At 41.4% G+C, this 12542-nt stretch carries 11 protein-coding genes; 3 read left to right on the top strand and 8 right to left on the bottom strand.

Features of this window, described 5'->3' with window-relative positions; all coding sequences use genetic code 11:
• Nucleotides 1–2 precede the first annotated feature (2 nt).
• The 7 genes from DUT71_RS11785 to DUT71_RS11745 form a co-directional block, all read right to left on the bottom strand.
• Nucleotides 3–1121, bottom strand: coding sequence for a sensor protein KdpD (locus DUT71_RS11785; RefSeq protein ID WP_113662745.1), 1119 nt, complete (start codon nt 1119–1121; stop codon nt 3–5).
• Between the two features lie 4 nt (nt 1122–1125).
• Nucleotides 1126–2190: a porin gene (locus DUT71_RS11780; protein WP_113662744.1), complete on the bottom strand. Its 1065-nt coding sequence runs from the start codon at nt 2188–2190 to the stop codon at nt 1126–1128.
• Between the two features lie 165 nt (nt 2191–2355).
• A complete protein-coding gene (locus DUT71_RS11775; protein WP_113662898.1) occupies nt 2356–2922 on the bottom strand; it encodes a K(+)-transporting ATPase subunit C in 567 nt (188 codons plus the stop codon).
• A gap of 18 nt (nt 2923–2940) precedes the next feature.
• Nucleotides 2941–4974 (bottom strand): potassium-transporting ATPase subunit KdpB, encoded by a 2034-nt coding sequence (gene kdpB, locus DUT71_RS11770; protein ID WP_113662743.1) that lies wholly within the window; start codon nt 4972–4974, stop codon nt 2941–2943.
• Between the two features lie 4 nt (nt 4975–4978).
• Complete coding sequence (kdpA, locus tag DUT71_RS11765; protein WP_113662742.1) at nt 4979–6697, bottom strand: potassium-transporting ATPase subunit KdpA; 1719 nt, start codon at nt 6695–6697, stop codon at nt 4979–4981.
• Nucleotides 6698–6700: 3 nt separating this feature from the next.
• Nucleotides 6701–6778: a potassium-transporting ATPase subunit F gene (locus tag DUT71_RS20605; RefSeq protein ID WP_113662897.1), complete on the bottom strand. Its 78-nt coding sequence runs from the start codon at nt 6776–6778 to the stop codon at nt 6701–6703.
• Nucleotides 6779–7988: 1210 nt separating this feature from the next.
• A complete protein-coding gene (locus DUT71_RS11745; RefSeq protein WP_113662739.1) occupies nt 7989–9323 on the bottom strand; it encodes a sigma-54-dependent transcriptional regulator in 1335 nt (444 codons plus the stop codon).
• Nucleotides 9324–9803: 480 nt separating this feature from the next.
• Between DUT71_RS11745 and DUT71_RS11740 the strand changes: the two genes are divergently transcribed.
• Entirely contained in the window at nt 9804–10562 is a 759-nt protein-coding gene (locus DUT71_RS11740) for a hypothetical protein (protein WP_113662738.1), read from the top strand.
• Nucleotides 10563–10750: 188 nt separating this feature from the next.
• Nucleotides 10751–11125 (top strand): hypothetical protein, encoded by a 375-nt coding sequence (locus DUT71_RS11735; protein ID WP_113662737.1) that lies wholly within the window; start codon nt 10751–10753, stop codon nt 11123–11125.
• A 264-nt stretch (nt 11126–11389) separates the two neighbouring features.
• Here DUT71_RS11735 and DUT71_RS11730 read toward each other — a convergent pair whose 3' ends face one another.
• On the bottom strand, nt 11390–11686 hold the full coding sequence (locus DUT71_RS11730; RefSeq protein ID WP_113662736.1) for a Dabb family protein: 297 nt from the start codon (nt 11684–11686) through the stop codon (nt 11390–11392).
• Between the two features lie 319 nt (nt 11687–12005).
• Between DUT71_RS11730 and DUT71_RS11725 the strand changes: the two genes are divergently transcribed.
• Complete coding sequence (locus DUT71_RS11725; RefSeq protein WP_205313925.1) at nt 12006–12404, top strand: HYC_CC_PP family protein; 399 nt, start codon at nt 12006–12008, stop codon at nt 12402–12404.
• The last annotated feature ends 138 nt before the right edge of the window (nt 12405–12542 follow it).

Genomic DNA, 12542 nt, shown 5'->3' with positions numbered 1-12542 from the left:
AATTAGGATAAAATTACCAAATCGATACTTCGGTTGGCGATGTTTTTTAATAATTTATTTAAAAGATAGCGACGGGTAATGAGGTTGAACCAATGGAAATGTGGCTTGCCTATGCAAAGTGTGGTAATTTTCTTTTCGTTCACTACCTCAATAATGGCTTGTGCTACCTGATTGCTTTTTACCTTCATTACTTCGGCACCTAGTTCTGTAGCCAGTTTAAAGTTGTTGATGAGATGTCGCTGTTTATCCAAGGCAATTTTATTGAGCTGCTCGTTTTCTGTTTGTACATACAGCACCATCCATGGCGAGCGATAATAATTGGCCAGTTTTGCGGTTTTACGAATGATAAATTGTGCGGTTTTCCAGTTGGAAGAGATACAAGCTAAAAAGCGTTCCTGCCTTACATTGCCCAAATGCCTTTGTGTAATCTTTTGATCTAGATAAGAAGCCACGGTACTTAAAGCCTGTTCGCGGAGCTGTATAATGGTTTCCTTTTTAAAGAAATGAGCCAAAGCCCTATTAATTTTATCTTCCTGATAAATTTTTCCAGCTTTAAGCCTGTCAATCAGTTCATCTACACTTAAATCGATATTAACCACTTCGTCAGCTATTTTAAGTAATTGGTCGGGGATGGTTTCGGTAATGGTAATGCCACTGATTTGTAGCATCCTTTCACTCAGGCTGTCCAAATGTTGGATGTTTACCGCAGTAATCACCGAGATCCCAGCATCTAAAATATCAACCACATCTTGCCAGCGCTTTTCGTTTTTGCTTCCCGGAATGTTATGGTGTGCCAATTCATCAACCACTACCACTTCGGGATGTCTGATGAGTACCGCTTGTAAGTCTAATTCTTCTAAGGCCTTGCCCTTATGGAATAATTGGGTACGTGGAATGAGCGGCAAACCTTTTACCAAGGTTTCCGTTTCGGTACGGCCGTGGGTTTCTACATAGGCAATCTGAACATCAATATGATGCTGCAATAGGCTATGGGCTTCTTGCAGCATCCGATAGGTTTTCCCCACGCCAGCGCTCATGCCCAAGTAAATTTTGAGATGGCCACGCTTTGATTTTTGCAGTAGCTCAAGGAAATGAGTGTGGGATGGAGAATTTGCTGACATGTTTTTAAAATGAAATGGCTAAACTGGTGGTGATGCTTGCATTGTAATCTACAGGATTGTTGTTCCTGATGAACTGTTGGTCGCCTTGATATACTTTGCCTTCTAAACGCAGTAATGCTTGTTTAAAGGGGCTATAATCGATATTCAAAGAGTAGCCGTTTACTTTGAAACCATCTGGATGAGTACCTGTAATGATCATGGCTTGTTTGTCTTTATAGTATTCATATCTTCCGGCCAATGCCCAAGTAGGCGAGAAGGCATATCTGGCAATGATCACTGGGGCAAGTACTTCTTTCTTTTCGCTGCTGCCTTTGGCTATTTGCTGTGTACCATAATCAATACCTGCAGTAACACCAAACTGATTGCTTAACTGAAAAACACCATACAGGTTGTGGTAAAAACGTTGAGTGCGCACTGCGTTTTGGCCTTCGTAACCCAGGTAATTGCTATAGTTGAAAGTGATTTTGTCGCTTGCTTTAAAGTTCAATTGTAAACCGCCTGCGGGTTTCGATTGGCCATCTGCACGTTTAATGCGCTGCCAACCGTTTAGGTATAATAGCGTAGCACTGAATTTTTGATTATCGGTAGTGTAGCTCAACTTGGCACCTGTTTCAAAATAGGGTGTATTTTCAGAAACAATGTTCCGGGTAAGCACCCAGCAGTCTTTGGAAATGGCGCTTTCAAAGCCAATGTGCGAACTGAACACCCCAGCATCTAGCCAAAGGTTAGCGGTTTTGGAGAGCTTAACCCCTGCATTGGCTTCATAGGCATTTTTCATCACATCTGGTTCTGCGGCATAATTGGCAGTCATGTAAGTGCCTAAGGCTACCGCGAGGTTGGCCCTCAATTGTTCGGTTTGGTAATTGGCTTTGATAAAAGCAAGATTAAGGTTCACTTCGTTATGGCGGTTATGACTGTAAATAAAACCTGGGCGTTGGTTATTGCTGGGTTTGTTAAAGTCGTAAGTGTAGTAGGTTTCGATGTAGCCTGATAGGGTTAACGGTGATTGTTGCGCAAAGGAGTATTGGGCTAATAATAGGGTTGCTGCTGAAATAAGTATTTTTTTCATGATGGTTATTTTAAATTGAGTTGGAATTATTGAACTAACTTCGAAACTGATGCTGAAATAAATTTGCTTCGCAGCTACTTCGTGGTCAGCATGACGGAATGCGAACTTTACGTCACCCTGAATTTATTTCAGGGTCAGTTAGAAAGGACAATACATTGCTTCATATTATTTACTAATTTGATCTAGCGCAATGTTCAAAGAGAGTACATTAATTTTTGAGGGGCCAAATAGGCCCAGCAATGGTTGCTCGGTTTGTACATCAATGAGTTTCATCACCTTTGATAGGGGGATTTGACGGTATTGAGCAATGCGTTTGGCTTGGATTTTTGCACCTTCAACAGAGATGTTAGGATCAAGGCCACTACCTGAAGCGGTAATCAATTCTGCTGGAATATCGCTTTTTTGTAGGCCATGGTGGTATTTCAACAAGGTGTCGACCCTGTTGTTCACTTCTTTGAGATAGTCGGCATTGGTTGGGCCTTTGTTTGAACCTCCAGAGCCAGCGGCATTATAATTTACGGCTGAGGGACGACCCCAAAAGTATTGGGGTTTATTGAATGATTGTCCAAGTTGCTTGTAACCTACAACTTTGCCGTTGAGTTCTAGTTTTTCGCCGCTGCCTTGTCCTTTGCTTAATTTGGCCGCAAAACTGATGAATAGCGGATAGAGTACACATAGGATTACGGTAAATACCAGGGTAATACGGATAGATGGAAGAAGATACTTTTTCATGTTCATAATGATTAGGGCTTAAATAAATAAGCCAATACATAAATCAATTAATTTAATGCCTACAAAAGGAGCTACAATACCACCTAAACCATAAATGAATAGGTTACGGCGTAGCAATGCACTGGCTCCGATAGGCTTGTAGGCAACTCCTTTTAGTGCCAACGGAATAAGCAGTGGAATAATAATGGCATTAAAAATCACTGCCGAAAGGATGGCGCTTTCTGGACTTTTAAGGCCCATGATGTTTAAACCTTGCAAAGCTGGAATAGCCGCAATAAAGAGTGCTGGAACAATGGCAAAATACTTGGCCACATCATTGGCAATAGAAAAAGTAGTTAAGGTACCCCTGGTGATCAGCAGTTGTTTACCTATTTCCACAATTTCAATCAGCTTGGTAGGGTCGTTATCTAAATCCACCATGTTACCTGCTTCTTTAGCCGCTTGGGTACCGCTGTTCATGGCTACACCCACATCTGCCTGTGCCAAGGCTGGTGCGTCATTGGTGCCATCGCCCATCATGGCTACCAGTTTGCCTGTTTGTTGCTCGGCTTTAATGTAGTTCATCTTATCTTCGGGCTTTGCCTCGGCAATAAAATCGTCTACCCCAGCTTTTTGGGCAATGTATTTGGCGGTTAAAGGATTATCGCCCGTTACCATCACGGTTTTAACCCCCATTTTACGCAAGCGCTCAAAGCGTTCGCTGATGCCTGGTTTAATGATGTCCTGTAATTCTATCACACCTAAAGGCTGATGATTCCTGCTTAATACTAAGGGAGTACCGCCATTTTCGGCAATGTGTTTTACCTGCACAATTAATGCTGAAGGCATTTCAAACTGGTGCTTTTGCGCAAAGAGTTTCATGGCGTCAAAAGAACCTTTTCTGATGCTTAGCCCATCGGCAGTGTCAATTCCGCTAGCGCGTGTTTCGGCAGTAAAGGCAATGAAAGTGGCATTGCTAGGCGGGGTTAATACCACATTAGGATAGGTGTTTTGTGCCAGTTCCAAAATTGATTTCCCTTCTGGTGTTTGATCGGCTAGGGAGGCTAAGGCAGCTAACCTGATGAACTCTAATTCATCTACCTCTGGTATTGGATAAAATGCGGTAGCTTTTCTATTGCCAATGGTAATGGTACCTGTTTTGTCCAAAAGCAATACATCAATGTCGCCCGCGGTTTCCACGGCCTTGCCCGATTTGGTAATCACATTGGCACGTAAGGCCCTGTCCATTCCTGCAATACCAATGGCCGAAAGCAGTCCGCCAATAGTGGTGGGAATTAAACATACAAACAGTGCAATGAGAGCCGCAATGGTGATGGGCGTTTGCGCATAACCGGCAAATGGCTTTAAAGTCACGCAAACAATAATGAAAATAAGGGTGAAACTGGCTAAAAGGATGGTAAGGGCAATTTCATTAGGTGTTTTTTGTCTAGAGGCACCTTCCACCAAGGCAATCATTTTATCCAAAAAGCTTTCGCCAGGTTGTGCGGTTACTTTTACTTTAATCTGATCAGAAAGTACTTTTGTACCTCCAGTTACCGAAGACTTATCGCCCCCAGCTTCCCTGATCACCGGAGCCGATTCGCCAGTAATGGCACTTTCATCGATGGTGGCAATGCCTGCTATAATTTCACCATCCGTAGGGATAATTTCTCCTGCATCGCAGATAAAAATATCCTCCTTTTGGAGCGCATTACTAGAAATGGCTTTAATGCTACCGTCGGCCAAAAGCAAACGTGCAGGCGTTTCTTCCCTTGTTTTACGTAAGCTATCGGCCTGTGCTTTACCACGGGCTTCGGCAATGGCCTCCGCAAAATTGGCAAATAATAGGGTAGCAAAAAGCACTAGAAATATACAAAGGTTATAGGCAAAGCTACCTTGCGAACTGTTGTTTAAACTATATATACTTACCCCTGCCATAATGATGGTACCAATTTCAACGGTAAACATTACCGGATTTTTCACCATGCTGAGCGGGTTAAGTTTTACAAAAGATTGTTTAACGGCTACGCTAACTAGGCTAGCATTTAATAGCCGTGAAGATTGATGTTCCATCGTTTTATTTGATTATGGTAAAGTATTCTGCAATAGGGCCTAAGGCCAGTGCAGGGAAATAAGAAAGGGCGTTGAGGATCACAATAATGGTGAAGGTCATGAGCGCAAAGGTTTTGGTATCTATTTGCAAGGTGCCCGCACTTTCAGGAATGTATTTTTTCTTGGCTAATAAACCTGCAATGGCCAAAGGACCAATGATGGGGATAAAGCGGCCAAATAATAACACAAAGCCAGTAAGTACATTCCAAAAGGTATTATTATCACCCAAACCTTCAAAGCCAGAGCCATTGTTAGCGTTAGATGAAGTCACTTCGTACAGCATTTCAGAAAAGCCGTGAAAACTAGGGTTATTAAGCCATGCCGAAGGGGCTACTTCCCAAGGTGCTTGTCCGTATTGGGTGAAAGTGTATGCTGCCAAGGCGGTACCGCACATGATTAAAAAAGGACTGATTAAAGTAACCAAGGCGGCAATTTTCACTTCCCTGGCTTCTAACTTGTGACCCAAAAACTCGGGTGTTCTGCCTACCATCAGCCCTGCGATAAATACCGCAATCACGAGGTAAACAAAATAGTTGAGCAAGCCAACCCCACAGCCGCCATAAATGGCATTGATCATCATGGCTAATAATTGGTACAAACCCGTGAGTGGCATGGTGCTGTCGTGCATACTGTTGACAGAGCCTGTACTCACTACCGTAGTAATGGTACTCCAGTAAGCACTAGCAGCTGGGCCAAAACGTACTTCTTTCCCTTCCATCGCACCTGTTGTTTGGGTAATGCCCATTTTGGCAATGTTCGGATTCCCGCCCAGTTCGCTTTGTAGGGTAGGGAGCAGGAGGAGTAGGAAACCTACCGTCATGACACCGAAAATAGACCAGGCCAGTTTTTTACGACCAATGAACAAACCAAAAGCAATCACCATTGCAATAGGGATAATCATTTGGGCAATGGCCTCGGTCATGTTGGTAAGGTAATTAGGGTTTTCTAACGGATGGGCCGAGTTCGCACCAAACCAACCCCCTCCGTTAGTTCCCAAATGTTTAATGGCCACCATTGGCGCTGCGGGACCTCTACTTATCGACACGCTGTCGCCTTGTAAACTCACGATTTGGTCTTTCCCTTCGTAAGAAGCAGGAACGCCATTAAACGCCAATATAAGGGCAACCACTACAGCTATGGGTAATAATATTCTGGTAATGGATAGCGTAAAGTGCTGCCAAAAGTTGCCCAGCTTAGCAGTAGTTTTTTCCTTAAAGGCTTTAAAGAAAGAGATGGCGATAGCCATACCTGTTGCCGCGGAAACAAAATGCAGGAACATGAGAATAAAGTGCTGTACCAAATAGCTCACGCCACTTTCGCCACTATAGTGCTGTAAGTTACAGTTCACCACAAAGCTGATAATGGTATTGAATGCCAAGTGTGGCGACATGGCGGGGTTACCATCAGGGTTAAGCGGGAGTTTATCCTGATTGATCAAAACGAAAAAGCCATATACCAACCATAATGCGTTAATGGTGAGCATGGCTTTAAGATGTTGCTTCCAATCCATTTGTTCGGCTGGATTGATGCCTGAGAGTTTATAGATCAATTTTTCAAGAGGAGCCAGCACGTTTGTCCATACGCGTTGGCCAGCAAATACCTTTGCCATATAACTGCCCAAAGGGATGCCAATGAGAAGCGTAAGGGCAAAGGTGGCTATGATGCCTAAGATTTCGGTTTGCATGATTTAGAATTTTTCGGGATAGAGCAGTACGTATAACATGTATGCGAACACCGCTACGGAAATAATGAATAGAATAAGCATGGATTAAATTTTTTCGAACCAATCAACTGTTTTAAAGAAAAGCCACATGCATACGAGCAGGGCCAATAAGAGAAGTAGTGTCATCATCATTTTTATGTTTTTACCCTGCTTTGCTAGGGATGTGCCAAAAATGAAGGTGCTTGGTTAAGTGTTTGTTTTTGAGTGTTTTGTGGTGGTTTGTTGAATTTGGGACATAAAAAAAGCTTCTCATTTTGAGAAGCTGGTTTATCATTTTGAAAGGAGTGGTTTCGTCATTGCGAGGTACGAAGCAATCTTTCTAGCTAATGGATGTGCTGTTTTAGATTGCTTCGTACCTCGCAATGACGGTATTTTCTATGGGTACTGGGAATACAAATTGAGTTAGTACTATTAACGGTTCTGTCGCTTTGCGGACAAACTTTTATCCATTAGTTATGATATCTTCAATGGTATTCATGCTTGCTTCGCAGGTTTCCTATAGCTGAAAAAAAGTATGCAAAACCGAAACGATTGAGCTCATTTACACCTTTAAAATCATATAAATAAACAAATAAAAAGCCACGGCTGCGCCCTGTTCTGTTAAAGTTAGTAGTAGGGCTTATTGGTACATCCCGAACAGGCCAAGGCCGATTTTAGGTTAACGTAGAGACGATGCTTAGGCCTGAAATTATCCAAGGGGGCTGGATTACTTATCGTTGCCGTCATTGCGAGGTACGAAGCAATCTTTCTAGCTAATGGATGTGCTGTTTTAGATTGCTTCGTGCCTCGCAATGACGGTATTTCCATGGCTACTGGGAATACAAATTGAGTTAGTACTAATAATGGTTCTGTCGCTACCGCGGGTCCTACTTTTTCCTGTAGCTGAAAAAGTAGGCAAAAAAGCCACGGCTGCGCCCTGTTCAGTTAAAGTTAGTAATAGGGCTTATTGGTACATCCCGAACAGGCCAAGGCCGATTTTAGGTTAACGTAGAGACGATGCTTAGGCCTGAAATTATCCAGGGGGCTGGATCACTTATCGTTACCGTCATTGCGAGGTACGAAGCAATCTTTCTATCTAATGGATGTGCTGTTTTAGATCTTATCGTTGCCGTCATTGCGAGGTACGAAGCAATCTTTCTAGCTAATGGATGTGCTGTTTTAGATTGCTTCGTACCTCGCAATGACGATATTTTCTATAGGTACTGGGAATACAAATGAAATCACGATCTGTCTATGTGGTTCATTAGATCACTTAAAACTTTGGAATATGGTACTGCTCCATTTTGCGGTAGAGCGTAGCTAAACCAATACCTAATAAGCGGGCGGTTTCGGTTTTATTGCCTGCCGTGTATTGTAGTACTTTTTTGATGTGCTGCTCTTCTACACTGGCCATGTCCATACTTGTTGCGGTACTGCCCTGTTGGTTAAAGTTGAAGGGAAGCAATGTTTCATCCAGCGTGTTTCCCTCGCTTAATATTAAAGTACGTTCAATGGTGTTCTTTAGCTCGCGAATATTACCTTTCCATTGGTGCTGTAGCAATAGGCTTTTAAAAGCTTTGCTCATCTGTGCTACTGGGGTCCCATTCAGTTTGGCAAAATGGTTAATGAAATGTTGCGCCAGGAGTAAAATATCATTGCCTCTTTGGTTCAGTTGGGGCAGGTTGAGCGTAAAAACAGATAAACGATAGTATAAATCTTCCCTGAAATTACCTTTCTCTATTTCTTCGCTAAGGTTTTTATGAGTAGCAGCAATAAGCCTAATGTTTACTTTTTGGGTTTGTAGGTCGCCCAGTTTAATGAAGGTTCCATCTTCCAATACCCGCAAAACTTTGGCTTGCATGTGTAATGGCATATCCCCAATTTCATCTAAAAACAAGGTGCCGCCATCAGCTTGTTCCAATAAGCCTTTTTTGTCTTGCAATGCCCCCGTAAAGGCCCCTTTTTTATAACCAAAGAGCTCACTTTCCAGCAAATCGGCACTAATGGCACTACAGTTAATGGCTACCAGTTCATTTTGGCTGCGTTTACTGCTTTGGTGAATGGCTTTGGCAAATACTTCTTTTCCTGTACCTGTGTCGCCCAGTAGCAATACATTGGCATCGGTGGTCGCTACCTTTTTAGCCATGGTGATGCTTTGCTCAATAGCCTGCGATTGCCCGATGATATTTTCAAAGCCTTTGCTTGGTGCATTAGGCTGTGTTTGAGCAACAGTTGCTTTGGCCACTGCTTCAAAAGCCTTGGCTACCAACGGAATAATTTTATCATTGTCGTCGCCTTTGGTGATGTAGTCGTAAGCGCCGTTTTTCATGGCCTTCACGCTATCGGCAATGGTGCCGTAAGCGGTAAGGTTAATCACTTGTACGTAGGGCTTTTGTTGTTTAATAAGCGCTACAAGGTCTATACCACTATAATCGGGTAGTTTAACATCACATAATACAACGCCAATATCCTGCTGTTGCAATAGGGCCAAACCTTCTTTGCCAGTGTAAGCTTTATGAACCGTATATCCTTCTAATTCGAGGATGCGTGCCAATAGGTCGCACAGCTTTTTTTCATCATCAATGATCAGTATGGATTGTGGGTTCATGCTGCAAAGATAGTTCATTGGTTAATTAGTTCATTAGGAACTAGGAATTAGTAGTTAGGAACTAGTGGTTAGTGGCTAGGAATTAGTGGTTAGTAGGTCCGTTTGTCATCTGGAGCGTAACTTTTCAAAGGATCTTATTGTCATTGATCGTTTAGCTGATTAATTGTTTCCAGTAAGTTACGTTGATTTCCCCCCAGATTGGTCATTTACCACCTTAGAAACTAAAATGATGCTTTATCCTATTTGATTTTTACTAAAAAGCCAATCCGTAAAACCAGAATAATCTTTATCTTAAAGTATTGAGCAATGAGTATGGGCAGTGTAGCGAAGCAATATGCCGTCGGTATAAAGGCGGAATGCCAAAACTACGGACTTGTACGGACTTCTATGGACTTGTACGCACTTTTACGGAGTTTTAGTAAATTAGGGGTGGAATGTGCATAGAAATATGCTTGATTAAATATAAACATAATTTACCTTATGAAAAACAAATCAACCAAAAAAGGGGAGAACTATGCACTCTCTGCTAATTCTAAATTATCTGGCCTCGATTTTTCACGGGCCATGGGATGGGCTTCCAAAATTTACATGCTATTAAAGCAAAATGAAAGCTGGCTGTGTAATGATGCCGTTTTTAGGTGTTTAAAAAAGCTTTTATTAGAGCTTTGTGCCACTGATCATATCCATGCCGTGGGTAGTAAAAAGTTGTGCGGCGCAGATATTGACAAGTTAAAAAAATGGCGAGTGAATAACTATAGGCAATGGAACGAGTATTTGCATTTTAAGCCTTCGCTAAGCGTTAATCCTAAGCATGGGGAAGTGGTTTTGGCTTTGGATAATTTTACGCTGGAAAAGGATAGCTTGCCCCCTCGTGCTTGTGCAATAGCCATGCGTTTTTATCTGATTTTTTTGAATGAGGAAGATGATACTTCTTCTTCGGTAGTGATTGATGAGCTGGTTGTTCCTGTAGGAGGTAAACTAGATGCCTTGGAAGCTAGCTTTACTTTTGGCCCTGTAGTAAATGGATGTTTATTATTATTAGGTGCTTATCAATTACATTTGATCGATAGTAGCGGCAGTGATAGTTTTGCCTCGCATGACAAGCGTTATTACGGAGCCAATATGGTAGAGACTATTGCGGTACGGGAAGGGATAGTGGCTAGTTGTGAGAAAAAGGATATTTTGCCTGAGGAAAAGGTGGTGGTGCCTAAAGTGGCTTGGGTAAAACGTAGGAGTTGATTTGATAATGACAGTCACACGAGGCAGGCGTTGGAGCTAATGAGGGAATTAAATAAATGTTTGTGTAGATAATGAAAATAGAAGCTGATTTTTTTGAAAATCTGTATTTGAAGGCGAAGCTTTCTTATCATACTCCTTCCAGCGCAAGTATTAGCGTAGCGGTGCTTGTGTCCTAATTACAGTAGGTAATGACGAAAATTTTTGATTATATATATTACAGAATAAACAAAGCCTATTTCAAATGGGATGGCCGCAATGGTATAACTTCGATTATTGGTTTAAGTATGATTCAGTCTATGTTAATAGCGGACTGTTTCGCAATTATTATAAAGCAAATTTTTGATAGAGATCAATTAATCCCGTTTGCTAAAACAATAGCTGCCGGATGGACCATCATCTTTTTTATATTTTTGGTTTGGAATTTTTTCCGTTATAAGGATAAATATAATTTTTTAAAGAATAAATGGAAGACAGAGACAAAAACAATTAGAATAATAAGAGGATGGGCCGTATTTGGAAGTTTGGTTTTGCCATGGCTAATTTTATTTTTATTTGTTGTTTAAATTAGATCTCCCTCCAGCGCAAGTATTAGCATAGCGGTGCTTGTGCTCTATTTGCCAGAAGAAGATAAACCTTTAAAAAAATAAAGCCCACTGACATCCGTCGGTGGGCATAACCAAACAAACTTTTTGAAGATTTATACCTTTACAACATTAAACACATTAAAAGGTTTTGGCTGTGGTGATATTTTTTTATTTTTTTCTAAAAGGTGATTTAAGCATTAAAAAAGGCCAAAATATTTATTTCGGCCCTATCTAAAAATACTTTTATTGAGCATCGTAAATCACTACTTTCTCGAAGAATACTCTAAACTCTTCTAAGAAAGCTTTATGAATAGGATGAACTTGGTAAACATCATGCGCAGCCAAATCTTCAAAAAATAAGATTAAACTGAAAGTGTAGGTGGTGTCAACTACAGCACGCTCAATAGGCGCTGGAGTACCTACATGAAAATTTTTAACAACTTCTATTTCTTCTAAACTTTTAAGGCCATTTAAGAAAGCTTCTTTTTGGGCATCGGTGGTATCGGCTTTTAGCCAGAATAGTACGTGGTGTGCAATCATGATTTTTAATTTGGAAGCGAAGATAGGGAAATAGTGGCTAGTTGCTAGTGGTTAGTAGTTAGGAGCTAGGAACTAGTAGTTAGTGACTAGAGGCTAGGAATAGTCCCGATCCTTTGGGATTAGTGGTTAGTTCACTGGTTCATTAGTTCATTGGGAATTAGGAGCTATTAATTAGTGGTTAGGGGCTAGGATTCAATTAACCAGTTAAACAATTAACCAATGAACTAATGAACCAATTAAACCCATTTTGTCAATTCTATAACAGATTTTGAAAATTATATAAAAACCTATGAAGGTTTTTCTTCATATTTGCTCCGTAATGAAAAAGATTGTATTCACGTTAATGGCATTTTTCTATCTGGCAGTAGCCAGTGGTGCTGGTGTGCAACTTCATTACTGCATGGGCAAACTGGTAGATTGGAGCCTGGTGCATTCACAACAAGCGGCTTGTGATTTCTGCGGAATGGAGAAAAAAGAAGCTTCTGAAAAATCTTGTTGTAAGGATGTGCAGCAACAGGCTAAAGTAGATCAGGCACAAAAAGCCAACGCCCAAATCTACAAATTCGAGCAGCAAGTTTTTATTTTACCTTCATTGAAGCCTGTAGTGGCCGAGGTGATGCCAATGGTAAACATCATTGCTCAGGAAATCAATAGCAATGCCCCACCTTTAGGGCAGCAGCTCCCCCTTTTTATTAAAAACTGTACCTACAGGATTTAAAATACCCTTTTTCTTTTTTGATTGGGCATGTTCCATATACGGTAGTTCCAGCATAGACAGGAATTATAGAGAATTTTTTGCTATCGTATTAAAATTCCCAATCGCGTTGGGAATGACGGCTACACAAAGTGAGTCCAT

This window comes from Pedobacter nanyangensis (assembly GCF_003313505.1).
In the GTDB taxonomy this organism is placed as follows: domain Bacteria; phylum Bacteroidota; class Bacteroidia; order Sphingobacteriales; family Sphingobacteriaceae; genus Pedobacter; species Pedobacter nanyangensis.
Note: the sequence above shows the minus strand (reverse complement) of the source record. Positions and strands in the feature narration are given on the sequence as shown.